The organism is Azohydromonas lata NBRC 102462 (assembly GCF_001571085.1).
In the GTDB taxonomy this organism is placed as follows: domain Bacteria; phylum Pseudomonadota; class Gammaproteobacteria; order Burkholderiales; family Burkholderiaceae_C; genus Azohydromonas; species Azohydromonas lata.
This window is the reverse complement of record NZ_BCTC01000093.1, coordinates 1-24,821: the sequence shown is the minus strand read 5'-3', so window position 1 is coordinate 24,821 and position 24,821 is coordinate 1. Positions and strand designations below refer to the sequence as shown.

At 68.9% G+C, this 24,821-nt stretch carries 22 protein-coding genes and 1 pseudogene; 7 read left to right on the top strand and 16 right to left on the bottom strand.

Annotated features, from left to right (window positions below; genetic code table 11):
- Window positions 1–341, top strand: a 341-nt coding sequence (locus tag ALA01S_RS23870) for a transposase (protein WP_174548654.1), incomplete at its 5' end; no start/stop codon positions are given.
- A 118-nt stretch (window positions 342–459) separates the two neighbouring features.
- Here ALA01S_RS23870 and ALA01S_RS23865 read toward each other — a convergent pair.
- Window positions 460–960: an NUDIX hydrolase gene (locus ALA01S_RS23865; protein ID WP_066341755.1), complete on the bottom strand. Its 501-nt coding sequence runs from the start codon at window positions 958–960 to the stop codon at window positions 460–462.
- 196 nt (window positions 961–1,156) lie between these two features.
- Entirely contained in the window at window positions 1,157–1,366 is a 210-nt protein-coding gene (locus tag ALA01S_RS23860) for a hypothetical protein (RefSeq protein ID WP_066341753.1), read from the bottom strand.
- Between the two features lie 128 nt (window positions 1,367–1,494).
- Here ALA01S_RS23860 and ALA01S_RS23855 point away from each other — a divergent pair, with 128 nt between their 5' ends.
- Complete coding sequence (locus ALA01S_RS23855) at window positions 1,495–1,875, top strand: FCD domain-containing protein (protein ID WP_066341752.1); 381 nt, start codon at window positions 1,495–1,497, stop codon at window positions 1,873–1,875.
- Between the two features lie 259 nt (window positions 1,876–2,134).
- Here the strand turns inward: ALA01S_RS23855 and ALA01S_RS23850 are convergent, their stop codons facing one another.
- The 14 genes from ALA01S_RS23850 to ALA01S_RS23790 all read right to left on the bottom strand — a co-directional run bounded on the left by ALA01S_RS23850 (window position 2,135) and on the right by ALA01S_RS23790 (window position 17,785).
- On the bottom strand, window positions 2,135–3,688 hold the full coding sequence (locus tag ALA01S_RS23850) for a hybrid sensor histidine kinase/response regulator (protein WP_084267869.1): 1,554 nt from the start codon (window positions 3,686–3,688) through the stop codon (window positions 2,135–2,137).
- 222 nt (window positions 3,689–3,910) lie between these two features.
- Entirely contained in the window at window positions 3,911–7,441 is a 3,531-nt protein-coding gene (locus ALA01S_RS23845) for an SNF2-related protein (RefSeq protein WP_066341760.1), read from the bottom strand.
- A gap of 132 nt (window positions 7,442–7,573) precedes the next feature.
- Window positions 7,574–7,843 (bottom strand): type II toxin-antitoxin system RelE family toxin, encoded by a 270-nt coding sequence (locus tag ALA01S_RS23840; RefSeq protein ID WP_066341743.1) that lies wholly within the window; start codon window positions 7,841–7,843, stop codon window positions 7,574–7,576.
- Window positions 7,827–8,054: a type II toxin-antitoxin system RelB family antitoxin gene (gene relB / locus ALA01S_RS23835; RefSeq protein ID WP_066341741.1), complete on the bottom strand. Its 228-nt coding sequence runs from the start codon at window positions 8,052–8,054 to the stop codon at window positions 7,827–7,829. Before relB ends, ALA01S_RS23840 begins: the two co-directional genes overlap by 17 nt.
- 566 nt (window positions 8,055–8,620) lie before the next feature.
- Entirely contained in the window at window positions 8,621–8,944 is a 324-nt protein-coding gene (locus ALA01S_RS23830; RefSeq protein WP_066341739.1) for a BrnA antitoxin family protein, read from the bottom strand.
- Window positions 8,919–9,155: a BrnT family toxin gene (locus ALA01S_RS23825; RefSeq protein WP_238455924.1), complete on the bottom strand. Its 237-nt coding sequence runs from the start codon at window positions 9,153–9,155 to the stop codon at window positions 8,919–8,921. Before ALA01S_RS23825 ends, ALA01S_RS23830 begins: the two co-directional genes overlap by 26 nt.
- A 556-nt stretch (window positions 9,156–9,711) precedes the next feature.
- Window positions 9,712–10,950, bottom strand: a complete 1,239-nt coding sequence (locus ALA01S_RS23820) for a beta-ketoacyl-[acyl-carrier-protein] synthase family protein (RefSeq protein ID WP_066341737.1) — start codon at window positions 10,948–10,950, stop codon at window positions 9,712–9,714.
- Window positions 10,947–11,243: a phosphopantetheine-binding protein gene (locus ALA01S_RS23815; RefSeq protein WP_066341735.1), complete on the bottom strand. Its 297-nt coding sequence runs from the start codon at window positions 11,241–11,243 to the stop codon at window positions 10,947–10,949. Before ALA01S_RS23815 ends, ALA01S_RS23820 begins: the two co-directional genes overlap by 4 nt.
- Window positions 11,244–11,265: 22 nt before the next feature.
- Window positions 11,266–12,546 (bottom strand): NAD(P)/FAD-dependent oxidoreductase, encoded by a 1,281-nt coding sequence (locus ALA01S_RS23810; RefSeq protein WP_066341734.1) that lies wholly within the window; start codon window positions 12,544–12,546, stop codon window positions 11,266–11,268.
- A complete protein-coding gene (locus ALA01S_RS23805) occupies window positions 12,543–13,280 on the bottom strand; it encodes a class I SAM-dependent methyltransferase (RefSeq protein ID WP_066341733.1) in 738 nt (245 codons plus the stop codon). The genes ALA01S_RS23810 and ALA01S_RS23805 overlap by 4 nt, the downstream gene beginning before the upstream one ends.
- 2 nt (window positions 13,281–13,282) lie before the next feature.
- The gene (locus ALA01S_RS23800; protein ID WP_066341728.1) at window positions 13,283–14,341 is read right to left on the bottom strand and encodes a 3-oxoacyl-[acyl-carrier-protein] synthase III C-terminal domain-containing protein; all 1,059 of its coding nucleotides are present in this window, start codon (window positions 14,339–14,341) and stop codon (window positions 13,283–13,285) included.
- A gap of 390 nt (window positions 14,342–14,731) precedes the next feature.
- On the bottom strand, window positions 14,732–15,175 hold the full coding sequence (locus ALA01S_RS33430) for a hypothetical protein (RefSeq protein WP_157119233.1): 444 nt from the start codon (window positions 15,173–15,175) through the stop codon (window positions 14,732–14,734).
- Window positions 15,172–15,831 carry a DUF3106 domain-containing protein gene (locus tag ALA01S_RS23795; protein ID WP_169805990.1) on the bottom strand — a complete coding sequence of 220 codons (660 nt, stop codon included), beginning with the start codon at window positions 15,829–15,831 and terminating at the stop codon, window positions 15,172–15,174. Before ALA01S_RS23795 ends, ALA01S_RS33430 begins: the two co-directional genes overlap by 4 nt.
- 106 nt (window positions 15,832–15,937) lie before the next feature.
- Window positions 15,938–17,785 (bottom strand): glycoside hydrolase family 15 protein, encoded by a 1,848-nt coding sequence (locus tag ALA01S_RS23790; RefSeq protein ID WP_157119232.1) that lies wholly within the window; start codon window positions 17,783–17,785, stop codon window positions 15,938–15,940.
- Between the two features lie 158 nt (window positions 17,786–17,943).
- Between ALA01S_RS23790 and ALA01S_RS23785 the strand changes: the two genes are divergently transcribed.
- The 5 genes and pseudogenes from ALA01S_RS23785 to ALA01S_RS23765 all read left to right on the top strand — a co-directional run.
- Window positions 17,944–18,594 carry a cytochrome c3 family protein gene (locus tag ALA01S_RS23785; RefSeq protein ID WP_066341724.1) on the top strand — a complete coding sequence of 217 codons (651 nt, stop codon included), beginning with the start codon at window positions 17,944–17,946 and terminating at the stop codon, window positions 18,592–18,594.
- Between the two features lie 95 nt (window positions 18,595–18,689).
- Entirely contained in the window at window positions 18,690–21,530 is a 2,841-nt protein-coding gene (locus ALA01S_RS23780) for a 4Fe-4S dicluster domain-containing protein (protein WP_218011518.1), read from the top strand.
- Window positions 21,531–21,536: 6 nt separating this feature from the next.
- On the top strand, window positions 21,537–23,528 hold the full coding sequence (locus ALA01S_RS23775; RefSeq protein WP_084267867.1) for a quinol:electron acceptor oxidoreductase subunit ActD: 1,992 nt from the start codon (window positions 21,537–21,539) through the stop codon (window positions 23,526–23,528).
- Window positions 23,525–24,169 (top strand): c-type cytochrome, encoded by a 645-nt coding sequence (locus ALA01S_RS23770; protein WP_066341721.1) that lies wholly within the window; start codon window positions 23,525–23,527, stop codon window positions 24,167–24,169. The genes ALA01S_RS23775 and ALA01S_RS23770 overlap by 4 nt, the downstream gene beginning before the upstream one ends.
- Window positions 24,166–24,821 (top strand): annotated as a pseudogene (locus ALA01S_RS23765) (hypothetical protein); the annotation flags it as partial. The gene ALA01S_RS23770 and the pseudogene ALA01S_RS23765, both read left to right, overlap by 4 nt.

Genomic DNA, 24,821 nt, shown 5'->3' with positions numbered 1-24,821 from the left:
CCATCCTCATCGACTTCCTGCGCCGGCTCATCAAGGGCGCTCCCAAGAAGATCTTCCTCATCCTGGACAACTTGCGGGTGCACCACGCCAAGCTCGTCAAGGCATGGCTGGCCAAGCACCGTGATGCCATCGAGGTGTTCTACCTGCCCAGCTACAGCCCCGAGCTCAATCCCGACGAGATGGCCAATGCGGACCTGAAGCAGGCCGTCACGAAGCTGGCTCCGGCGCGCACGAAGCTGCAACTCGTCAAGGCCACCTCACAGCACCTGCGTAGCGTGCAACGCCAGCCCGAGCGCATCCGCAGCTACTTCGAGCACGAGCCGGTTCGCTATGCCGCCTGATTCAAGTTCATTAGTGCCGGCTCAATAACTAAATTCATGCCGATCCGTATTGAGAAACCTGGGACTGATCAGCGCCCCACAGCATCATGACCGTGTAGTTGAAGTCAGCCGCCATTGGCTACTCGTCCCATTCCTCGTCTGGCTCGTTGATGACGCCGCCGGTGAGCAGGGCATCGATGTGTTTCGGCAAGCTTCGAGGGTAGAAGCGCGCGGCGGACGTGCGAAGCTCGGCGACGGGCCACCACCGGAACTGCTGGTGATCCGCCTGCTCGACCGCCTCGCGTCCCGAGCCATCGATCGCTGGACCGGCCCCGCTGATGCGCGCGACGCAGATCGCTTCGCGCTGCAAACGCCGCTCACCTCGATAGGTGTAGCGAACGTCCCGATGCCACAGCGATCGCCCCAGGTCAGGCGCCGAGAGCAGGATCCCGGTTTCTTCGCGGATCTCGCGCACGGCTGCCTCCGACAACGACTCGCCTGCGACGATACCGCCGCCAGGCAGTTCCCATGACGTACCGAAGGCCGGATTGCTCGCGTCGCGCGTGCTCAGCAGAAGCACGGCGTCGGTTGCATCGACAAGGACGACCCGTACTGCGAACCGAAGGACTCTTTCGCTCATACACGGCATTCTGCCGAATGTTGGATATCGGAGCCTGTGGTAGCGCCACTGTCACGAGGTCGAGGCGTCAGGCGCAGACGCCTTTGCAGTAACCGATCACCCAGGGCGCTCATCGACGCTCAGGTTGAATGACCGGCAGCCTATGCCTTTCCAGGTCATCCAAACGCCACGCCGCTGTCCGCAATCAGGACGGAATTCAGTGACCCAGCGCTGCACCGTCGCGGGTACGGGTCTTGTCGGCCGCCTGCTCGGGATGCGCAAACTGCTTGACCAGCAGCGTCGCGGTGGCGGTCACACCAGGAATGGCCACCATGGCGAAGACTTCCGCAAAGCTCAGCTGCCAGCGCTGCAGCTCGGCCACCAGGAAGGCGCCCGCGATGCCGCCAAAGCGCTCGATGCCCAGCATCCACGACCGAAACCCGCCGAGAACATGCCGGTGGCCATCAAGGCGCGCTGCCCAACCGAGCGGCGCTTCGCGACGGGCTGGTATCGTCCAAGGCGGTACCTTTCGCCCCCCGGTCGGGCTTGGCCTGAATGCCCAGCCTGCAGTCGCTGGTGGCCTGCGATGCCGCCAACCAGCGTTGGCACGCCGCGCCGGCGATGCAGTCGCAATGGACTTGCACGCAGCGCGTGATGGGCGAGGTCTTGCTGCGCGATGAAAAGCCGCGCGACATCTGGGACCAGCACGAGGCATTGCTGTGCGCCGTCACTGAAGGCAATGCCGACGCCGCCGAGCGCCTGGCGCGCCAGCACGTGCTGCGGGCGGCCACGTTCCTGATCGCGCGGCTGCGCAGCCAACGCAAGCCCGCGGGGAGCGCCAGCACCGCCGACGGCAGCGCTTCCAAAACCCGCGCCACCAAAGGCAACACCGCCAAGACTGGCGCCGACCGAAGCGGCGCGCGCTCGCTGAGGTGAGACGTTTTCCAGAGGCGGGCGCCTTTGGCAGTGCTCTGCCAAGCAGATCGTCGAGCTGCACGCAGGAGCGCTCGATGTGCTCAGCGAAGGGCCCGCGGGCTGTGAATTCAGCAGCCACGCGCCCTTCGAGCAGCACGGCGCCATTGCTGCTGCACAGGCGACCAGACTGAAGCCGGATGGATGGTGACCGCAGGGCTGGGCAGGGCCGCGCAATGCCATGCCGGCGGCTGGACGTCCCGGGATCCGGGATGTGCGGTGCTCACGGCGGTCGCGTGCCCCCGGACAAGCCGTCCATGATCTGGCGCAAGGCCTCCAGCCTGATCGGCTTGACCAGATGGTGGTCGAATCCCGCCGCCCGGGTGGCGCAGCGGTCGCCCTCCTGCCCCCAGCCCGTGACGGCCACCAGCGTCACGGACGAGGCACTGGGCAATGCGCGGATGCGTTGCGCTGCGGCGATGCCGTCCATCCTGGGCATGCCTAGGTCCAGCAGCACGATTTCCGGGCTCATCTGCTGCACCGCTTCGACGGCCTGCTCGCCGCCGTACACGACGTGCACCTCGTGGCCCAGGAGTTGCAACAGCGTGCCCATGCTTTGCGCGACGTCGCTGTTGTCGTCGGCCACGAGAACCCGGCGTCTGAGGGTGGGCTCCACCTCTTGGAGCGTCTGCGCCGCGGCCTCGTCTGGCGTTTTCGCAGCCAAGGGCAGCCGCACGGTGAGCTCACTGCCATTGCCCAAGCCGGCGCTGTGCGCCTGCACGCTGCCGTCGTGCATGGAGACGATGTGCTTCACGAGGGCCAGGCCGATGCCCAGGCCGCCTTGTGCCAATCGGCGTCCGGGCTCGGCCTGGGTGAACAGCTCGAACACGCGCTCCAGCATCTCGGCCTCGATGCCGATGCCGTTGTCCGACACGCAGATGACGGCCTCGCGTTCGTCCTTCTTCACCGACAGCGACACCCGGCCGCCAGGGTCCGTGTACTTGGCGGCATTCACCAGCAGGTTGGCCAATGCCTGTGCCATGCGCGCGGCATCGGCATCGACATGCACCTCGTCGGCAGGCAGGTGCACGACAAGCTCGTGCTCACGCTGCCGCAGCGTCGGCTCGGCCGCCTCGATGGCGTGGCGCACGATGGACGCCAGATCGAGGCGACGCCGCTGCATCGACACCAACCCGCGGCTGATGCGGCTCACATCCATCAGGTCATCGACCAGCGCCACCATGTGGTCCACCTGGCGCTCCATGATCAGGCGCATGCGCTCGACCATCGCGGCGTCGCCCTTGGCGACCTTCAGAATCTCCAGCCCGTTGCGCAGTGGCGCGAGCGGATTGCGCAGCTCATGCGCCAGGATTGCGAGGAACTCGTCCTTGCGGCGGTCAGCCTCCTGGAGCTGCCTCTCGATGCGCTTGCGCTCGGACACGTCATGGAAGAGGATCGCCACGAGGTGCTGCGCCGGCTCGCCCACGCGAAAGGCATACACGTCATACCAGCGCCCCAGTGCCTCGGCCTGCCGCTCGAAGCGGATCGGGCGACCGCTGCGTGCGACCTCACCGTAGAGCTCGAACCAGTGCTCCTCATGGTCGGGGGCCAGGTCGCGCATGTGTTGCCCGACCGCGTTGATCAGCCCGGTCTGCCGCTCGAAGCTCGGATTCACCTCCAGGAAACGGTAGTCCGCCGGGCGGGCGTCATCATCGAACAGTACCTCGACCACGCAAAACCCCTCGTCGATCGACTCGAAGAGCGTCTGGTACTTGGCCTGCGCATTCCACGGCAAGGGCCTGTCAGCGTCGCCGGGTGTGAGGTCGGGCTGTGTCATGAGTGGTTGCTTTGTGCTGACCGGAAATCAAATCCTGCCTACCCGGCAACGCCCTGGCGCCGCTCGGGCGCGTTGCAGGGCGGCCGGTGCCGTCCACTGCTCAGGCAATAGGGATTCCCTGCATGATCTCGGCACGGCATCGCTCGGTGCTCACGCTGTCCTGTTGGGCTTTGCCCTTGCTGAGCGCGGCACCTCATGGAGTCACTGGGAGGGCCTTGATGCTCACTGCAGCCTGAACAGTGCCTTGAGTTCCGCTGTGGGCAGCTGGCCGATCCAGGTTTCGCCGGTGCCCACCGTCATCTCGGCCAGCTCCCGCTTGGCGCGGATCATCTCGTTGATGCGCTCCTCGAAGGTGCCGCGCGTGATGAAGCGGTGCACCTGCACCTTGCGCTGCTGGCCGATGCGGTAGGCCCGGTCGGTGGCCTGCGCCTCTACCGCCGGGTTCCACCACAGGTCGAAATGCACCACGTGACTGGCCGCCGTGAGGTTCAACCCCGTGCCGCCCGCCTTGAGCGAGAGCAGGAACACCCGCTGCCCGGGCTCCTCCTGGAAGCGCTCCACCATGCGGTCGCGCCCGGCGCGGGAGACGCTGCCATGCAGGAACAGAGGCTCCCGTCCATGGCGCTCCTGCAGCATGCGCGCGAGCAGCTCGCCCATTTCCCGGAACTGCGTGAACACCAGCGCCTTCTCGCGTGCCGCACCGATCTCGTCGAGTAGGTCCAGCAGCCGCTCGGCCTTGCCCGAGGCCGCCGGGTCGGCCGCACCCTGCTTGAGGTAGTGCGCCGGGTGGTTGCACACCTGCTTGAGCGCCAGGATCAGCTGCAGCACCAGGCCCTGGCGCTCGAAGGTGTCGGACTGCCCGGCGATGGCCGCCATCCCCTCGCGCACCACGCTCTCGTACAGCGCGGCCTGGGCCTTGGACAGCGTGCAGAACTGGTCCTGCTCCACCTTGTCGGGCAGATCGCTGATGATGGACTTGTCGGACTTGAGCCGGCGCAGCAGGAACGGCGCCATCACCCGGCGCAGCCGCTGGGCCGCCGCGGCGTCGCGATGTGTCTGGATGGGCGTGGCGTACTCACGCGCAAAGTGCGTGGGGCCGCCCAGGTAGCCGCGCTGGGCGAAGTCCATGATCGACCAGTACTCCAGCAGCCGGTTCTCCACCGGCGTGCCGCTCATGGCGATGTGGCTCTGCGCGGCGATGGCCTTGACGGCCTTGGCCTGCGCGGCGCCGGGATTCTTGATGTTCTGCGCCTCGTCGATGACCACGATGCGCCAGGACAGCGCCTTGAGCGCCGCCGCCTCGGTGCGCGCCACGCCGTAGGTCGTCAGCAGCACGTCGGGCCGCTGCTGCGCCAGCTCGCGCTTGGCGCCGTGGAAGACGGCCACGCTCAGGTCCGGCGTGAAGCGCGCCGCCTCCTTGAGCCAGTTGGTCAGCAGGCTGGTGGGCACGATCACCAGCGCCCGGCCCTCCCGCAGCGCGCCGTCCTGCTTGAGCCGCAGCAGCAGCGCCAGCACCTGCAGCGTCTTGCCTAAACCCATGTCGTCGGCGATCACGCTGCCCAGGCCCAGGCGGGCGTTGCGCCACAGCCAGGCGTAGCCGCGCTGCTGGTAGGGCCGCAGCGTGGCTTGCAGCCCCGCGGGCAGCGGCACATCGGCCTCGCGCTGCAGTTGCTCGATGAGCTTTTCTGCCGCTTTGTTCAGGCCGACCGGGGCGCCGTCAATCTCGCCGGCCAGCGCAGCGCGCAGCAGCGTGGCGCCATCGGTCTGCTGGGGTCGAGCCAGGCGGGCGTGCAGCGACTCGACCTCGGCTGGGTCGAGCATCACGTACTGGCCGCGGAACTTCACGACGCCGCTGGCCTTGCCGAGCAGGCGCTTGAACTCGGCGGCGCTGACCAGCTCATCGCCAATGGCCACCTTCCAGTCGAATGACAGGACCGAGTTCGTGTTCAACAGGCCAGCGCCGGCACTGGCACCGGCGGCAGCCTTGATCTGCATCGACAGCCGGGGCCGCAGCAGCCGATCCAGCGCGCGCGGCAACACCGTGCGAATGCCCATGAGGCGCAACGCCGGCAGCGTCACCGACAGCAGCGCCGGCAACTCCTCGGGTGTCACGGGGAGGGCCCGCTTGGCGCCCTTGCGCACGTAGTCGTGCAGTGGCGGATGGAACTCGGCCAGCATCGCCACGGTCCTGAGCACGCTCATGCGATGGGGGAACACGGGCTGTGCGATGACGTCGGCCAGCGGCACCGGCGCCTCCAGCGTCGAGTGCTCGTCGGCCACGGCCAGTGCCAGCCTGAACCCTTCCGCGCGCACGGCCTCGTCCAGGCGCAGCACCGGCATGTAACGCCGGCGCGCCAGGTGCAGCCGAGCCAGCCAGGCGTGGATGCTGCCGGCCAGCGCGCTCTCGCCCGGGCCGTCGACGCGCACCTGGCCCGGGCCGAAGAACAGGCTCCACGCCTTGCCGTCAACGTGCTTCCCGGCCGGGGCCGTGTCCGCGGCCAGCAGGCGCAGGTACAGGTCAATAAGCGCACACAGCAGCACGCGCGCCTGCGCCCGCGCGGCCAGCGGCACCCAGCTGCGACTCACCCGGTGCTGCGCCAGCCCTGGCGGCAGCCCGGCCGCAGCCTGTGCCACCAGGCCGCGCACGGTTGCGTCAAGCTCCGCCGCGCACCAGTGCAGCCCCAGCGTCCTGGCGTCCACGGTGAAGACCTGGGGCACCACGGCACCACGGGAAATGAGGTGCAGCGCCAGCAGGTGCAGGGTGTGCATGGCGGCGAAGTCCGCCCCCAGATCCGGCAGGTCCTCAGCCCGCACGCACGCCAGCGCCGCCAGCAGCCCGGACAGCGTGTTCAGCTCCCGGCCCTCCAGGGTCGCGCCCGCGACCTCCAGCGTGGCCTGGGCGTCCACCCTCAGGCGCAGCTGCCCTTCGGGCAACGGTGCGGTCTCGCTGTCAGCGTCCAGGGCCGCGGCGGCTGCATCAAGCTGGCGCTGTGCCTCGCGCGCGATACGGGCTACCGTCTTGTGCGCCAGCTCGCGGAAGTCGCTGCCGTGGTGGAACACCGGCTGCGCCGGCAGCAACTGCCACAGCGGCTCGCACAGCTCGGGCACGGCCGTGAAGTCGATGCGAGCCAGCGCGTCCGGGTCATGGACCAGCTCAGGTATCGCTGACTCGGGGTCATCCTGGAATAGCGTCAGTGCACCGGTAGGCAGCGCGCGCTCGGCCTCGGCATCGACGCCCGCGCTGTGCTGACCCAGCAGCGTTGGCAGGTCGATGCCGCGCAGCTTGAACACCAGGTAGGGGTCGGCGTCGATCTCGCGGCTGAGCAGGTAGATCACCGCCGCCAAGTGCTTGCACGGCACGGCCCAGTCCGGACAGGAGCACTCCATCTGCAGATCTTTCCAGCGCCGTGGAAAGACCTGGATGCCCAAGGCCGAGGCCTCCTTCAGCACAGCGGGATCCAGCTCGCGATTGAGCAGCCGTGCGATCAGGCCTGGGTCGGTGCTCAACCGCTGGGCCAGCTGGTCGGCATCGCCGTTGCCCACCTGCGGCACATGGATGTCCACCACGTAGGGCCTCGGGCGCGAGCCCTGCACGTGAGCCCGGATGTGGCCCGCGTGGACCTTCAAGTCGCGCACCGCGCCGCGATTGGCATAGGCGCGGCCACGCGGCAGCCTGTTGTCGTAATCGATCTGCGCCAGCGCCTGCAGCCACTGCTCGCCCCACCAAGTGTTGCCGTACGACGCGCGACTCACCAAAGCTGCTCCACCATCGATTTTGTTTTAGCCGTCAGGGGCCTGTGAGCTCAGGCCCAACGCCGAAACCCGGGCTGCCATGGCTGAGGTGGCCGAGATCCTCCAGGTGCACCGCGCCCGTGAATAGCAGTTCTACCGGTACACGTTGCGCCGGTTGCCGACCCTCACGACCAGGATGCGCAGGGCGCCGTCCTCGATGCTGGCGATGATCCGGTAGTCCCCCACGCGGTATTTCCAGAACTCGCCCAGCCTGGATCCCTTGAGGGCTTCGCCGATGCTGCGCGGATCTTCCAGCGTCGCTACACGCTCGCGCAGGAATGCAGTGATGCGCCGGGCAACCTGCCTGTCCAGCTTGGCCAGTTCCCTGACAGCCTCTTCGTCGAAATCAATCCGCCAGGCCAAGACGCCGCTCCACCTCTTCCAGGGTCAAGGTTTCGGACTCACCGGCACGGCTGGCGCTCAGCCGCTGCTCGGCCAAATACAGGTCTTCCAGGTCATCGATGTGCTCGCGCACAGCCTCGGTGACGTAGAAGGTCTTGGTACGCCCGGTTTTTGCAGCCAGCCGGCTCAGCCGGGCTTCAACGTCTTCGGGCAAGCGAATGGACAGAGGCATGGCCCCCCCTTGAGCGCGATACATGTATCGCATTTTCCTTGGTCCCCCGCCCGGCTGCAAGCGGTTGCCCGACGTAGCCGCAACGGAAGGAAAAGGATCCCGCACCTCCTGCCCTCAATCCTGCCTCGCATTGGACGCTGCCTACGGGACGGTGCCTCATTCTGCATACCCGACTGGTAGACCGGCTGGATTTTGCCAACCGATAAGCGCACAAAGCTGAAGGTAAAAATACAGTGCCCAGGCAGACCACGTGTCAGGCGTGTCCATGCGCATCATGAATTGCTGCAGGTGGTTGGCCTCACCGGTGGAGCATCCGACCTTGGGGCCAGCGTACCGATTGGCACCGAAAGTCCGTCCATCTTTGGAAAGGTGGCTCTTTCTGTGCCGGAGGCGAGGCTCGGCACCGCAGAAAACTGCCGCAGTTGCCATTTGAGTGGTTCAGGGCTGCCGAGCCTCACCGGGCGGATTTTAGGGGCCACCACCTTGGCAGACCGGCGTCACCATGAACTCGGAGGTTCGCGTGTCGTTGCTCGTATCGCCCCCAGCGCATGAAGCAACGCACGGTTTCAGCTCGCCCCGGACTCGCCGCTTGGATGCGTTTTAAGCCAGTCGCGCAGCGCCTCGTTCATGCGCGTCTGCCAGCCTGGCCCGCTGGCCTTGAAAGCCTCCAGGACATCGTCGTCCACGCGCAGGGCGATCTGGGTCTTGTTGGAGCCCGCAGGGCGCCCTCGCCTGCGGCGCGCGGCAGCCAAGGCCGCTTGCAGTTCTTCCGATGAAGCCGGGCGCTCGTCCTCGTCCACCCCATCCCAGACGTAGTAGCCCTCGGGCGGCGGCGACTTCATCGCTTCGAGGATGGCTTCGCGCTCAGTCTTCTTCCGAGAGCCACTCATAGTAGACCTCCGACTCTTCCCGGCTGGCGGGCCGGAAGCTGATGATGCGCAGCTCCTCGCTGCGCTCCACATGAACGACCGTCAGCACGGACAGCCGACCCATCACGTAAGAGAACGACTGCACCCGGGTTTCGCCATGGCGCTGCGTCAGGACGTCGAGCTCGGTAGCGGGAGTCGAGCACGGCGACGGCGTTCGCGAAGTCCAGACCATGCTTGAGCAGGTTGGATCGGCGCTTGGCTTCGTCCCATGTCAGTCGTTTGTTCATCTATTTATTGTATATGCGAAAAAGCCAACGCGCAAATGGTGATCCAGATAATTGCCCAAGCCCGGAAAATCGGGGGCTATGACGCATGACACAAATGCTGGCGTTATTCAAGACGGGCAATCTGAAAACTGCCGGCGTTTCAACGGCTTTTATGTCAACTCCAGCATTGAACTCGCTGCCATTTTATCGGTGCCCCGAATGCTGAATAGGTCACCTTCATGCGACTTTCACAAGCACCCATTATTCAGATGGTATGGGTGCACCCTCCCGGCAACGTGATCTGTAGCGGGGATCCTGCCATTGAGTGGCGAATCCTCCGGTAACGGCATCGCTGTGCCAGAGTGGAGATGCAATTCAGCCACTGAAGCGGAGGATTCACCGTTGAGCTTACCGTCATTGCTGTTGACATCGCAAAGAATGTGTTCCAACTGCATTGGGTAGAACCCGAGACAGGGAGTATTGAGCGCCTGAAGCTCAAGCGCTCAAAGCTGTTAGCTACTGTCACTTCGCGGCGCCCAATACGAGCACGGCGTTGGATCCGCCGAAGGCGAACGAGTTGGACAGCATCACGCCTGCAGCGACGTCTTCACGTGCCACGTTGGGCACGTAGTCGAGGTCGCAATCCGGGTCTACCTGGCACAGGTGCATCGTCGGCAGCGCGGTCGCGTGCCGCATTGCCAGCAGCGCGAGCAGGCATTCAAGGGCGCCTGCAGCTCCCAGCAGGTGGCCGTGCATGGCCTTGGTAGCACTGACCGGGATGCGTTCGGCGCGTTTGCCGAACACCGCGCGGATGGCCTGCGTTTCCGTCTGGTCGTTGGCCTGGGTTGCGGTGCCATGGGCGTTGATGGCGTGCACCTCGCAGGGGTCGATCCCGGCCGCCGACATCGCTGCGCGCATGGCGGCCGCCTGACCCGCGGCGCCGGGCCGCGTGATGTGGCTCGCGTCGTTGGTATGGCCGTAGCCCAGGATCTCGCCCAGCACGTCGGCGCCGCGGGCCATCGCCCGTTCCCAAGGTTCGATCACCAGCATCGCGGCGCCCTCACCGAGCACCAGGCCGCTGCGGTCTTTTGAGAACGGCCGGCACGACGTCGAAGGATCGTCAGGCTGCGGCTTGGCCACGGTGTGCAGCGCCTCCCAAGCCTTGAGCGAACCCAGGGATAGCGGTGCCTCCGAGCCGCCTGTGATCACGACGTCGAGTTGGCCGCTGGCCACCCGCAGCCACGCCTCGCCGATCGCCACGGCGGACGACGAGCACGCGGTCGAATAGGTCATGCTCGGGCCCTGCAGTCCGAATTCGATGCCAATCCAGGCCGCAGCAGCGTTGTGCATGCCCAACAGCACGGTGAAGGGCTTGATGCGATCAGAACGTTCGCCATAGAGCGTCTGGTAGCCGTCGTCCATCGAAAGCGTGCCGCCCATGCCGGTACCCAGGAACACCCCACAGCGCTCGGCGGCTACGCCGGCGAGTGCGCCCTGCGACGCGGCCACCGCCTGCTTCGCCGCCAGGACCGCCAGCAGGCTGAAGCGATCGAGCATGCGCGCCTGGAGCGGATCGATGCCGACAACGTCTGCGGCGTCGAGGCGCACTGTCGCGGCAATCGGGGAGCTCAACCGGCTCGCGAACGGGATGTCCAACCGGTGCACGCCGGAGCGGCCCGCGCGGGCCCGGCACCATACCTCGGCGACGCTGTTGCCCAGCGACGAGTAGACACCCGCCGCGCTGACGGCCACGCGTCTCATGGTGTGCCCAAGGTGGGCGCCGATGCCGGCCCGGGGACCGCATCCGCGGCCTGGGCCGCCTGCGCCGCGACCAGGTCGTCGATGTAGCGAACGACGTCACCGAGCGTGAGCAGAGCGACCGGATCGGGCGGCATGGTGATTCCAAAGGTTTCCTCGACGGTCCAGAGCAATTCCATGGTGCCCAGCGAGTCGATGCCCAGCCCCTCCAGCGGCGCGTCGAGGGAGAGCTGTTCAGGTGTCAGCTTGTAGTCCCTGGCCAGGATGGCGCTCAAGCGTTCGAAGGTCGTGGACATGGTCGGCTCCTGTCTTCAGGGTTCAAGGGGTACGCGATGCGGCACCCGCCGAGGCGCGGCCCGAGGCGCGCGGTGCTGCGGGCGAGGCGAGTGGCGCGGCGAGGCGGACTTTCCCGCCCCAGCGCGCGCCCTGGGTCAGCAAGCCTGGCCAGTGATGCAACAGCGCCATCAGCAGCGCCGTGCCGCCGGGGCGCATGGCGAGATGCGCGAAGACGGCCGCCAGCCGCAGGCGTGGCGCGAAGGCCTTGCGCCACGCGGCCGCGTAGCGGCGCTGCATCCCGGCCTGCGCTGCGGCATCGGGCACCGTGCACGTTCGGCCCAGCAAGTGCGAGCACAGCAGCGCGGCCGACTGAAGCGCCATGCTCAAGCCTTCGCCCAGGATCGGGTGCGCTTCGCCGGCGGCGTTGCCGATGCGGAAAATGTCGTCCGTTGCATCGATCCGCATCCCGGTGGCCAGCGGGCCGGACGTAAGCCACGGGCCCTCGCGCGCTGCGCCGTCCAGCGCTTGGCGCACGCCGGCGCACGCGCGACGCAGGAAAGCCTCAACGACATCGCCTGCGCGAGCGCCGGGCGCCTCGCTGCGCAAGCGCGCCAGGCGGTCGCGCCGGATGCAGCAGGCGACGGTCACCATGCCAGCGTCGGCCACAACCATGCCGCCGTAGCCGCCGTCCAGGGTCAGCACGGCAATGTCGCCCGCGAGCAGTGACGATCCGGTGAAGTTGGCCTTGAAGGCGAACAGGTCCGAGGCGTTGTGCCCAAGGCGACGCCGTGGGCGTTCGAAAGGCAGCGCATCCCAAGAGCCATGGGCGTCGATCACGAGTGCCGAGCGAAGCCGCAGCAACGCCGCAGAGCCGAGCGGGCGAACGTCGCAGTGCCAGCGGCCCGGTGTGCCCTGGATGGTCTGCAGAATGCACGGCTGGAGCACGGCGACGCCCTCTGCGCGCGCCTGCTCCAGCAGTATCACATCCAGCGTCTCGCGACCCAGGGCGCGGCCCCACCGATGCCGGTTGTGTGCCGCCGCCGGCAAGGCGGCTGCGATGGCCTCGTCACCGGCCAGCAGCCTCACCCGCTGCAGCGCAGGGCCTGCTGCCGCGTCGAATGCGGCGCCGATGCCCAGGGCATGCAGCAATGGCAGGTTGCTGGCGGCGACGCACTCGCCACACACCTTGCGGCGCGGGAAGTGTTGCCGTTCGACCAGGGCCACGGACCATCCCGCGCGGGCGAGTTGGAGGGCCGCGGCTGAACCGGCCGGGCCGGCACCGACGACGACGGCATCGAAGGCAGTCAGCGGGCCCTCGCTCATCGAGCCTCCTCGGTGCGCCAGGCGCTGAAGCAATGGCTGAAGAGCCCCGCACGTGCTTCGTGCAACTGCCAGCCGGTGGCGTCGTGCGGCCAGTGCCCGGAGAGCTCTTGGTCCCGGAAGCCTGCATGCACGCTCAGCACCGCATCCTCACGCGTCACCGCGTTCGCGCCCAGCAGGCCCACGAGGTGGCTGCCCGTGAGCGCCAGCCACGCGCGATCCGGCTCGAAGGCGAAGAAGCGGTCGCAACTCGTAGCAATCGCTGCGAGCAATAGCTCCAAGGCATCGACCTCGAAGTGGTGCAGGAACAAGGCGGTGCTGATCAGGTCCCAGCGCTGCGCGACGCCGCCCTGCGTGCCCACGTCACGCGTGTCGGCCCATGCGAGCGCGTCGGTCGCCAGCACCTGCGCCGTCCACCCCAGCGCCGCATAGCCTTCCAGCGTCGCCGGGCTGACGATGTCCTGGCGATCCAGCAGCGTCAGCCGAACCTGCGGCCATCGCGGCGCCAGCGAGCGCGCAACACCGAGCAACAGGCTGCCGTCGCCCGCGCCCAGTTCCAGAATGCGCAGCGGCTCGCGGGCGCGTTGCGGCGACACCAGGGCCTGCCAAGCTGAACGCACGATCGAACGCGTTCGCATCATCCGGTGCACCCACATCAGGTCACGGCGCGAACGCACTGCCGCAGGATCGTGGGCCGGCAAATGGTCGAGTGTTTCCACAGCAACCACCCGGCGCATCGTCAGTCCACCTCCAGCAGCGCACCGTGGCAACTGAACCCCGCGCCGAACGACGACAACCACCACCAGCCTGGAGCAGCTGCGTCGGCCAAGGCCGCCTCAAGCACGAAGTAGACGAAGGCGCTCGACAGGTTGCCGTATTCGCGCAGCATCGCGGCGCTGTAGCGCAGGTCGCCAAGCTGCAGCTCGAGCCGTTGCTCCAGCGCCTGCAGCACGTCGCGCCCGCCGGCATGCATGACCCATGTGCCGATGCTCCCTGTGTGCAACCCGCGTGGCTCAAGCACCTTGTGCAGCACGCGCTGTGCGTAGTCGGCCGCGAGGGCCGGCACGGCACGCGTCAGGATGTTGCGCAGCATGCCGCCGCGTTGCTCGAACATCAGCGCGCTTCGCTGAGCCGGCTCCATCAGCGACGCGCCAGCCCGCCACGCGATGCACCGTCCGTGCGGCGACGCGCGCCGCGACAGCACCGCCGCACCGGCGCCGTCGCCGAACAGGCAGGCACTGATCAGCACGCCGGGATCGTTGTCCAGGTACATCGCCGCACTGCAGACCTCGGTACAGACGGACAACACGTGCTCGCAGCCTGGCGAGGACAGCAGGGCCTCGCCCAGCATCAGGTTGGGCAGCGCCGCGGCGCACCCCTGGCCAACGAGATCGAAGGCCCGCACGTCGCGGCGCAGGCCGATGCGCTCGACCACATGGCCAGAGAGTCCTGGGCACAGGTAGCCTGTGCACGTACTGACCACTACGGCATCGATCTGCGCAGGCTCCAGCCCGGCGTGGGCCAGCGCACGCTGGGCCGCCTGTGCGGCCAATTGCGGTGCGTGGCGCAGGAAGCGGCTCGCCAGCATGTCCGGATCGATGGCAAAGACCTCGTCGAGGGCATCGACGGCCAGATGCCGCGCGTCGATACCGTTGTCGCGCTGCAGCACCGTGGTGGCGACAAAGTGGGCGCGGGCGTCAAGGCGATCGAACCAGTCCGAGTTCCGGAATGCGGCCAGGCACTCCGACTTCGTGTAGCGGTTCGAAGGCGTCGCAGTGCCGATTCCGACGATGTGCACGGCTTTCGAGGCTCCCTGATATAGATGCCGGCCAACTGCGACACCAGCGGGCCACGCACGGCAATTGGTGCGCCCGCCCAGCGCGCCAAGCATAGGCAATGTCACTAGCCGTGAAGCGCGCCAGTACGTGGCCCCAGGGCAATTGCGGTGCCACGGCGCCATGTGCGACATCAGCCACAGGGGCGTCGCCCGCCATAGCTGCCGTGGTCAGATGCTGGCCGGCGCACTCCTTTGCCTGGCTTGCACGTGACGTCGATGCCGACGTCGTTGCCATAGCGCGGACACTGGCGTGTCCGGCTTGTGCGAGCCGACCGCAATGGACGCTGCGCGAAGGCAAGGTGAAAGTGTCAGCGGTCACAGATAGCCAGCAAACACTGCCAACTCTCCTTTTTATCTAAAGCTGTTGCCAAGCTGAGCCAGTATGCTTACTGCAGCAGCTATCACCAAGGCAGTGCCAGCAATCGCGACCAGCCAGTGCATCTGGCTGTCTGGCAAATAGGCCGAGACGATACCGGCTGCGGCGTAAACCAGCAGTGCCAATGCGACGACTGCACGCCCCGTTGATTTCCCATTCCTTTTGGGCATAAAACTTATCCCTGCTTTCTTATTGCGGCGACTCAACAGCCACGTCTGCATACCGTCACGCCGGAAAGCACATTTCTTCGTTGGATGCCTGTCTGTGTTGGCACAGAACGTGGAATCTAAGAATCGGACGGAGTGGCTGGCCCGCCGGTTTCGAGCGCAGGCTTTCATGGCCGGACCAAAATCAAAAATGGCCATGTTTTGTACGGTGTACAAATATTTTGTGACCGCGATGGCGCGTCCAGCAGTCATTTTGAGGTGGAAAAGTGGGCCTCATCGCCAACTGGTGCATCGTGTCTGGGCAGCAGCGTGTTGCGGTCCACATGGGCCGCGATGGACACCTTGTCCGACTCACGAGTGCGCCGCTGCAGGGGAAGTGTCGAGGACAGTTGATTGACGCTCACAGTGCTGACGCCGGGCACAGCCTGCACCAGCGCTGGCCCCACTGATCTCAGTTCTCCCGCAGGCGCGTTCGCGTCCGCAGCCAGCCTCGATCCGGACGACGGTTTGCCTTGAACGGCCCACTGCTGCCGCTCTTCAGGCGACAGCGCCTGGTAAGCCTCCCAAGCGGTACGCCGCTGCTGCACGTCGATACGGCGGATCTTTTGGAATTGCAAGCGAGCACGGCTGCGCTCTTCGGCCGTCAGGCGCACCCAGCGAGCCATGCGCCGCTGCAGCCGCTGCTGTTCGTCTGTCGAAAGCGCGGGCCAGCGCCGGGCGATCTCCAGCCACTTGCTCTGCCGCATGGCGTCGAGCGTGTCCCAGTCCACCTGCAGCGGTGCCAGTGCCGTGCGCTGCCCGGGCGTCAATGCCGCCCAGGACGGCGAGCGCTGTTCGACCGCCGTCCTGGGCGGCTGCGCCTGCGACACCGGCGCTGCCTGGACGGCCACCACGGAGGCCAGCGCCAAGCTCGGCGCGGCTACGCACAGGCGCCAGCGGCATGGAGTGGTCAACATGGTTCCGGTCCTCCTGTCATGCATCGAAAAGGATAAATATACATTCGGACAATACCACTCAAGCCTTGGGCGGGGCCGCGCTGGGACACGCCGCTGCACGAACACCTGCCTCCGCCCGGCCGATGGCCAGCGCCGAGCGGATCAGCGCCAGGTGCGTGTAGCCCTGCGGGTAGTTACCCAGCAGCTGCCCGCTGCCAGGGTCGATTTCCTCCGACAGCAGCCCAAGGTCGTTGGCGAAGGACAGGACATGCTCGAACAGCGCGCGGGCCTCCACCACGCTGCCCTGCAGCGCCAGGTTCTCCACCAGCCAGAAGCTGCAGATGACAAACGCACCCTCGTCGCCCTCCAGTCCGTCATCGCTGCGGTAGCGCCACACCAGCCCGCGGTGCATCAGCTGCTCGCTGATGCGCTGCACGGTGGAGCGCATGCGCGCGTCGCTGGCCGGCATGAAGCCCACGATGGGCATCATCAGCACGCTGGCGTCCAGCGACCGACCGCCCAGCACCTGGGTGTAGGCGCCGACGGCCGCATTGAAGCCGTCCTCGTGCAGCACGCGCGCCACGGCATCGCGCTCGCGCCGCCACCAGGCCGTGTCACCCACGATCCGGCCCGCGGCCGTCAGGCGCAGCGCGCGGTCCAGCGCCACCCAGCACATCAGCTTGGACGACACATGGTGGGCCGGCGCGCTGCGCGTCTCCCAGATGCCCTGGTCCGGCTGGCGCCAGCGCCGCGCGGCCTCGTTGGCCAGGTGCGCCAACACCCGCGCCAGCGCCGGCCGCACCTGTGCCCCCCGGTTTTCCAGATACACGTGGGCCGCGTCGAGCAGGTGCCCGTAGATGTCGAGCTGCACCTGATTCGCGGCGCCGTTGCCGATGCGTACCGGCCGCGCACTGCGGTAGCCCGCCAAGTGCTCCAGCACCGCCTCCGGCAAGCGCTCGGCGCCATCGAGCCGGTACATGATCTGGATGCGCCGATCGGGCTCCCACAGCCGCGTGAGCCACTGGAAGAAGCGGTCGGCCGCGTACTCGTGGCCCACGGACATCAGCGCGCCCAGCATCAGCGAGGCATCGCGCAACCAGCAGAAGCGGTAGTCCCAGTTGCGCGTGCCGCCCGATGCCTCGGGCAGCGAGGTCGTGGGCGCGGCGACGATGCTGCCCCCGGGCGCAAAGGTCAGCAGCTTGAGCACGCGTGCGCTCAGCGTCACGGCACCGGCGTAAGGTCCGGCGTAGCGGTTGAGGGCGTCCCAGGCGGCCCACTGCCCCAGCGTGTCCTGCAGCGACTGTTCCCAGGCCTTGGGGCCCTGCCCGGCCATCCCGGCCCGGCCGTGCGACATCACCACCCAGACGGTGGCGCCGGCCGGGACATCGAGCCGGCCGCACACCGCGCCGTCCCTCACCTGCAGCGGCACCTCCGGCGCCAGCGCCAGGTGCAGCGACTCCTGGCCCGCGTCGGCCCGGCACCCGCCCGGCACCAGTGCCAGCCGCGCGGCCTGGCGCGCGAAGTCGAAGGTCGGCTTGAACACCAGCTCCAGCGCCACGCGGCCCTGCAGCCCCTCCACGCGGCGCAGCACGCTGAAGTAGGCGTGCCCGTCGCCGTAGGGCGGCAGGTCGTGCGGGAGCAGGTCCGGCGCGGGCATGAAGTCCGTCAACTGCGCAACGCCGTCGGCCGTCTCCCAGCGCGTGACCAGCACGGCGCTGCCGTCGAGGTAGCGCCGCTCGCAGCGGCCGGCGGTCGCCGGACCGAGGCGGAAGCACCCGCCAATGCGTTCATCGAGCAGCCGGCAGAACACCGCCGGGCTGTCGAAGTGCGGCAGGCAGCACCAGTCGATCGAGCCGTCGCGGCTGACCAGCGCGGCAGTGAAGGTGTTGCCAACGAGTGCGTAGTCGGCGATCGGGGGTTGGCTCATCGTGGGCACGGCGTGAGGACGCTTGGGCAGCGGCGACACGGCAAGGTTTCGATCGCGGGCGCGGCGGCAAGGCGCATGCCGCACGGCGCGGCTGCACGACACCGCCAGCGCATGCCGATTGCCGCAACGCCGGACACCCGTGACCACCCCCGCTGCCCATGGACCCCGTGTTCCGCCGCCGTGCCGAGTTGGGCGTGAAGCTCGCCTTCCTGGCGTTGGGCGCACTGCTGGCCGTGGCCTTCGGGCTGATGGTGTGGCGCGACCACTCCTACCAGCCCGTGGGCGAGCCGGTGGCCCAGCCGATCCCGTTCAGCCACAAGCACCATGTGGGCGACGACGGTCTGGACTGCCGCTACTGCCACACCACGGTGGAGCGCAGCGCCTTCGCCGGGCTGCCTTCCAGCGGCATCTGCCTGAGCTGCCATTCGCAGCTCTACACCGACCAGGGCGTGCTGCAGCCCCTGCGCGAGAGCGCTGCCAGCGGCCGGCCCATCGCCTGGCAGCGCGTGCACCAGCTGCCCGACTTCGTCTTCTTCGACCACAGCGTGCACGTGAACAAGGGCGTGGCCTGCGTCGAGTGCCACGGCCGCGTGGACCAGATGCCGCTGACCTGGCGCGTCGCGCCGCTGCAGATGCAGTGGTGCCTCGGGTGCCATCGCAACCCGGGGCCGCACCTGCACCCGAAGGAGCAGGTGTTCTCCATGCAGGCCGCCGCCCCGCCGGCGCCGCAGGAGCTGCAACGCCTGGAGCGCCTGATGCAACTGCCTGACACGCGGCGCCTGACGGACTGTTCTACCTGTCACCGGTGATTGTTTGGTGCAAATGTTTCCACGCTCCTTGCACCGCACAGGGGCATGACGATTGCCTCGCGGCATCGGCCTGACAGCCGCCCATGGTGCGCACGATGCCTCCTCCTTCCGATCCACCGTCACCCGTGCACGTGTTCCGTGAGCGACCGGGGGTGAACCGGCGCCAGGCGCTGTCGCTGCTGGCGGCCTCGGTGGCGCTGGCCAACGGCGCCTGCAGCGCGCCACCCAACGCCCGCATCTATCCTTTCGTCCACATGCCCGAGGCGCAGGCGGTGGGCACGCCCATCCACTACGCCAGCGCCTTCGTGCGCGATGGTTACGCGCAGGGCGTGCTCATCGGCACCGTGGAGGGGCGGCCGATCAAGATCGAAGGCAACCCGCTGCACCCTTCCAGCCTGGGCGCCACGGACGCGTTCGCGCAGGCCTCGGTGCTGCAGCTCTGGGACCCGGACCGTTCCGCCACCGTGCGCCAGGCGCTGGGCGGCGTCGCGGCCAGCAAGGCACCGCAGGCCGCTTCGAGCTGGTCGGCTTTCGACACGGCCTGGCAGCAGCGCGCCGCCACGCTGGAAGCGGACCAGGGCCGGGGGCTGCACCTGCTGACGGGGCCGCTGACCTCGCCCACGCAGCGTGCGCTGATCGACCGGCTGCTGCGCCGCTTCCCGCAGGCGCGCTGGCACGTGCACGACCCCGTGCGCGAGGCAGCGGCACGGGACGGCCTGCGCGCGGCCTTCGGCCGGGAGCTGGCACCGCTGCTGCACCTGCAACGCGCGCGCTGCGTGCTGGCGCTGGCGGCGGACCCCTTCAGCGACGGCCCCGGCGCGGTGCGGCATGCGATGGACTGGTCGGCAGCGCGTGAGCAGGGGCGTGCCGGCGGCCGGCTGTCGCATCTGTTCGCGGCCGAGGTGTCGCCGGGGCTCTTTGGCGCGCGGGCCGACGAGCGACTGGCGCTGCCGCCGCAGCGCATCGAGGCGCTGCTGTGGCGCCTGGCCCGCCACTGGTGGGCCGAGCTGCCGGCAGCGCCGCCCGCGAGTGGCGCCGAGGCGGCCTTCGAGGTGCGCGTGCTGTGCGCGCTGCAGGAGGCCGGGCCGGACGCGCTGGTGGTGGTGGGCGGCAACCTGTCGGCCGATGCGCACGCACTGGCGATGGCGCTGAACCAGCGGCTTGGGGCCCTGGGCCACACGCTGGACCTCATCGAGCCGCCCGACGCGGCGGCGCAAGCCGGCACCCTGGCCGAGCTGGCACAGGTGCTGCACGCCGGCGCGGTGGACACGCTGGTGGTGCTGGACAGCAACCCGGCCTACGACGCGCCGGGCGAGCTGGGCATGGGAGAGGCACTGGGGCGCGCGCGGCTGAGCGTGCATGCGGGGCTGTACGCCGACGAGACGGCCGCGCGCTGCCACTGGCACCTGCCGCTGTCGCATGGCTACGAATCCTGGGGCGACGCGCTCGCCCACGACGGCAGCGCGACGCTGCTGCAGCCGGCGATCGTGCCGCTGTACGACAGCCGCTCGGCCATCGAGCTGCTGGCACTGCTGGCGGGCGACGAGGAGCGGCAGGGCCAGGCGCTGGTGCGCCGGCAGTGGCGCGGGGGCGGCGACGCCGCGGCGTTCGAAAACTTCTGGCGCGAGGCCCTGCGCCGCGGCGTGGTGGCGGACAGCGCCTTCGCGCCAGTGGCCGCGCCGGGCGCGCGGCTGCCCGAGCGTGCGCCAGCGGCGCCGGCCGCAGGGCTGGTCGGGGTGTTCGCGCCCGATCCCGCCGTGCACGACGGGCGCTTCACCAACCTGGGCTGGCTGCAGGAGCTGCCGCGGCCCTTCAGCAAGCTCACCTGGGACAACGCCCTGCTGCTGAGCCCGCGCACCGCGGCACGGCTGAAGCTGGCCACCGGGGACCTGGTGCGCATCGAAGCGGGCGGGCGCAGCCTGGACGCGCCAGTGTGGGCGAGCGAGCACCAGGCCGACGAGGTGGCGACGCTGCCGCTGGGCTACGGACGGCCGCAGGCCGGGCGGGTCGGCAGCGGCGTGGGCTTCGACGCCTACGTCCTGCGGCCGGTGCAGGGCGGGCCATTGGCGCTGAACCTGCAGCCGCTGGGCCAGCGCCACGAGTTCGCCGTGACCCAGCACGACCTCGGCCAGGCCGGGCGCGACATCCTGCGCAGCGTGCGCCCGGGCGAGCGGCTACCGGCCCACGAGCGCCTGCCCAGCCTGTACCCGGAGGTGAGCTACCTGCAGCACGCCTGGGCCATGGTCATCGACCTGGACGCCTGCATAGGCTGCAACGCCTGCACCATCGCCTGCCAAGCCGAGAACAACATCCCGGTGGTGGGCAAGGAGGAAGTGGCGCGCGGGCGCGAGATGCACTGGATACGCGTGGACCGCTACGACGACGCCGGCACGCGCGGCCGCGACACCGCCTTCCAGCCGCTGCCGTGCATGCACTGCGAGAAGGCGCCGTGCGAGCTGGTGTGCCCGGTGGGCGCCACGGTGCACGACAGCGAGGGCGTCAACGTGCAGGTCTACAACCGCTGCATCGGCACGCGCTTTTGCTCCAACAACTGCCCGTACAAGGTGCGGCGCTTCAACTTCCTGCAGTTCACCGACGCCACCACCGAAACGCTGCAGGCGCAGCGCAACCCCGACGTCACCGTGCGCCAGCGCGGCGTGATGGAGAAGTGCAGCTACTGCCTGCAGCGCATCAGCCGTGCGCGCCACCGTGCCGAGGCCACGGGCGAGCCCATCCGGGACGGCGACGTCGTCACCGCCTGCCAGGCGGCGTGCCCAACGCGCTCCATCCATTTCGGCGACCTGAACGACCCGGCCAGCGACGTGGTGCGCTTGAAAACCTTGCCGCGCCACTACGCGCTGCTGGGCGAGCTGGGCACGCAGCCGCGCACGACCTACCTGGCGCGCGTGGTGCAGCCGCCGGACGCCATGGACTGACGCCTCATGCAGCCTCGCTCCGACCCGTCCGCGCCGCCGCTGTCGCGCGACATCGGCGTGCTGCGCGCCGGCTGGGGCTACGCCAGCATCAGCGACAAGATTGCCGACCTCGTGCTCACGCGCCCGCTGCGCGGGCCATGGCTGGCGGGCTTCGCCATCACGCTGGCCGGCACGCTGGTGCTGCTGGGCTCGATGGCCTACCTGTTCGTCACCGGCGTGGGCCTTTGGGGCATCAACATCCCGGTGGCCTGGGGCTTTGCCATCGCCAACTGCGTGTGGTGGATCGGCATAGGCCACGCCGGCACCTTCATCTCCGCGGTGCTGCTGCTGCTGCGCCAGCGCTGGCGCACCTCCATCAACCGCTTCGCCGAGGCCATGACGCTGTTCGCCGCGGCCATGGCGGGGCTGTTCCCGGTGCTGCACCTGGGGCGGCCCTGGTTCTTCTACTGGCTGGCGCCCTACCCGGACAAGATGAACCTGTGGCCGCAATGGCGCAGCCCGCTGGTGTGGGACTTCTTCGCCATCGGCACCTACATCATCGTGTCGTTCCTGTTCTGGTACCTGGGGCTGATTCCAGACCTGGCGACGCTGCGCGACCGCGCCGGCACGCGCTTCAAGCGCGTGGCCTATGGCCTTTTCGCGCTGGGCTGGCGCGGCGAGGCGCGGCACTGGGCGCGGCACGCCTCGGCCTACCTGCTGATCGCCGGGCTGGCGACGCCGCTGGTGGTCTCGGTGCACTCGGTGGTGTCGCTGGACTTCGCCATAGGCAACACGCCGGGCTACCACTCGACCATCTTTCCGCCCTACTTCGTGGCCGGCGCCCTCTTCTCCGGCTTCGCGATGGTGCTCACGCTGGCCATCCCGCTGCGCCGCGCCTTCCAGCTGCACGACTTCATCACCGACGTGCACCTGGACCATGCCGCCAAGGTGCTGCTGGCCACCGGCGCGCTGGTGGCCTACGGCTACCTGTGCGAAACCTTCATGGCCTTCTACAGCGGCGACACCTACGAGATCGCCATGACGCAGGACCGCTGGAGCGGCGCCTACGCGCCGGTGTACTGGAGCATGCTCGCCTGCAACGTGGTGGTGCCGCAGCTGCTGTGGTGGCGCCGCGTGCGCCGCAGCGCGCTGGCGCTGTTCCTGCTCAGCCTGGTGATCAACCTGGGCATGTGGATGGAGCGCGTGACCATCGTCGTGCAAAGCCTGCACCACGATTTCTTGCCTTCCTCCTGGGGCGTGTTCGTCCCGACGCTGTGGGACTGGGTGTTCCTGCTGGGCTCGATCAGCGCCTTCGCCTGGCTGTTCCTGGTCTTCATCCGCGTGCTGCCGGCCATCTCCATCTCGGAGATGCGGCTGCTGGTGAAGGAGAGCGCGGAGGAAGGTCCAGCCACTGACGCGCCACCCAAAGCCGAGGCGGCACCCGCCGCCGATGCGGTGCCGCCACCGGCCGGGGCAGACGCTTCCGACACGCGCCGGCCGTGGGGGCTGCTGGCCGAGTTCCGCACCGCGCAGGAGCTGCTGCGCGCCACGCGGGCCGCGCGCCAGGCCGGCTACGTGCACGTGGAAGCCTACGCGCCCTTTCACGTCGAAGGGCTGGCGCAGGCGGTGGGTTTCGCGCGCAACCGCATCGCCCTGGCGACGCTCATCGGCGCGCTGCTGGGCGGCGCCCTGGGCTACTTCATGCAGTGGTACTCGGCGGTGGTGGACTACCCCGTGAACATCGGCGGGCGGCCGCTGCACAGCTGGCCGATGTTCGTGCCGGTGGCCTTCGAGCTCACGGTGCTGGGCGGGGCGCTCACGGCCTTCGCCATGGTCATCATCGGCAACCGGCTGCCTGACCTGGCGCACCCGGTGTTTTCCGCGCCGGACTTCGAGCTGGCCACGCGCAACCGCTTCTTCCTGTGCCTGCGCGCCGACGACCCGGCCTTCGACGCGCAGCGCGGCGCGGCCTGGCTGGACGGGCAAGGGCCGCTGCGGCGCTCGGAGGTGTTCCGGTGAGGCGCGCCTGGCCGCTGCTGCTGTGCAGCCTGCCGCTGCTGGCGGGCTGCGAGCGGCTGGTGCGCAACATGTACGACCAGCCGCGCCTGGACCCGGGCGAGCCCAGCTCGCTGTTCGCCGACGGCAAGGCCTCGCGGCCGCCGCCACCGGGCAGCGTGGCGCACGCCATGGGCGACCTCGCCGCCACCAGCAGCGGCCGCCGCGGCGACGAGGTGCCGGCACAGTTGCAGGCCGCGCAGGCCGCCACGGCCTTGCCGCCCGTCACGGCCGAACTGCTGCGCCGCGGCCAGGAGCGCTACACCATCTACTGTCTGCCCTGCCACAGCCCGCTGGGCGACGGCGACGGGCCCATCGTGCGCCGCGGCTTCCCGGCCCCGCCCAGCTACCACCAGCAGCGGCTGCGCCAGGCGCCGGACCGGCACTTCTACGACGTGATCACCAACGGCTACGGGGTCATGGTGCCCTACGCCGACCGCGTGGCGCCGGACGAGCGCTGGGCCATCGTCGCCTACATCCGCGCGCTGCAGCTCAGCCAGCACGCGCCCATCGCCGCGCTGCCGCCGGCGCTGCAGGCCTCGCTGCGCGCGCTGCCGCCGCCGGGGGCGGCTTCATCCGCGGCCAACGGGGGCACCGGGCGATGAGCACCACCGCCGGCCGCCTGCTGACGCGCCGCCGCGTGGCGGGTGGGCTGGCCATCGCGCTGGCGCTGCCCGGCGCGGCGCTGGATGCGCGGCTGTTCTGGGCCTGCTGGCTGGCGGCCTGGTGGTACGTCATGGGGCTGATGCTGGGCGGCGTGGCGAACCTGTGGCTGCATCGCCTCGTCGGCGGCGCCTGGGGCCAGGCGCTGCGGCCGGCGGCGCTGGCGGCGGCGTCGCGGCTGCCATGGGCGCTGCTGCTGCTGTTGCCGCTCGCGCTGGGGCTGCGCCAGCTCTACCCCTGGGCGGCCGATCCGCAGGGCTGGGCGCAGGCGCTGGCGCGGCCGGCCTTCCCCACTTTCTGGCTGCAGCCGGCGTTCGTCGCCCTGCGGCTGGCCGTGTACGGCGCACTGTGGTGGTGGCTCACGCGCCCGGCCTCGCTGGCGAGCAAGGGCCGCGCGGCGGCGGCGCTGGCGCTGTATGCGCTCACCGGCACGCTGGCCTCGGTGGACCTGCTGATGTCGCTGGTGCCGGGCTGGTTCAGCACGGCCTTCGGCCTGGTCGTGCTCGCGGGCCAGGCGCTGGGCGGCACGGCACTGGGCGTGTGGCAACTGGCGCGGCGGGCGCCCGCCGCGCTGGAAGCCGAGGCGGCCGAGCA

Bases quoted from the DNA above. Each gene is read 5' to 3' on its own strand.
- ALA01S_RS23805 (WP_066341733.1), bottom strand. From the start codon at position 13,280: ATGCGCCGGGTGGTTGCTGTGGAAACACTCGACCATTTGCCGGCCCAC.
- ALA01S_RS23775 (WP_084267867.1), top strand. From the start codon at position 21,537: ATGCAGCCTCGCTCCGACCCGTCCGCGCCGCCGCTGTCGCGCGACATC.
- ALA01S_RS23830 (WP_066341739.1), bottom strand. From the start codon at position 8,944: ATGAGTGGCTCTCGGAAGAAGACTGAGCGCGAAGCCATCCTCGAAGCG.
- ALA01S_RS23825 (WP_238455924.1), bottom strand. From the start codon at position 9,155: ATGGTCTGGACTTCGCGAACGCCGTCGCCGTGCTCGACTCCCGCTACC.
- ALA01S_RS23790 (WP_157119232.1), bottom strand. From the start codon at position 17,785: ATGAGCCAACCCCCGATCGCCGACTACGCACTCGTTGGCAACACCTTC.
- ALA01S_RS23860 (WP_066341753.1), bottom strand. From the start codon at position 1,366: ATGCTGGGCATCGAGCGCTTTGGCGGCATCGCGGGCGCCTTCCTGGTG.
- ALA01S_RS23815 (WP_066341735.1), bottom strand. From the start codon at position 11,243: ATGTCCACGACCTTCGAACGCTTGAGCGCCATCCTGGCCAGGGACTAC.
- ALA01S_RS23855 (WP_066341752.1), top strand. From the start codon at position 1,495: ATGCCCAGCCTGCAGTCGCTGGTGGCCTGCGATGCCGCCAACCAGCGT.
- ALA01S_RS23850 (WP_084267869.1), bottom strand. From the start codon at position 3,688: ATGACACAGCCCGACCTCACACCCGGCGACGCTGACAGGCCCTTGCCG.
- ALA01S_RS23820 (WP_066341737.1), bottom strand. From the start codon at position 10,950: ATGAGACGCGTGGCCGTCAGCGCGGCGGGTGTCTACTCGTCGCTGGGC.
- ALA01S_RS33430 (WP_157119233.1), bottom strand. From the start codon at position 15,175: ATGACTGCTGGACGCGCCATCGCGGTCACAAAATATTTGTACACCGTA.
- ALA01S_RS23780 (WP_218011518.1), top strand. From the start codon at position 18,690: ATGCCTCCTCCTTCCGATCCACCGTCACCCGTGCACGTGTTCCGTGAG.
- relB (WP_066341741.1), bottom strand. From the start codon at position 8,054: ATGCCTCTGTCCATTCGCTTGCCCGAAGACGTTGAAGCCCGGCTGAGC.
- ALA01S_RS23785 (WP_066341724.1), top strand. From the start codon at position 17,944: ATGGACCCCGTGTTCCGCCGCCGTGCCGAGTTGGGCGTGAAGCTCGCC.
- ALA01S_RS23865 (WP_066341755.1), bottom strand. From the start codon at position 960: ATGAGCGAAAGAGTCCTTCGGTTCGCAGTACGGGTCGTCCTTGTCGAT.
- ALA01S_RS23810 (WP_066341734.1), bottom strand. From the start codon at position 12,546: ATGAGCGAGGGCCCGCTGACTGCCTTCGATGCCGTCGTCGTCGGTGCC.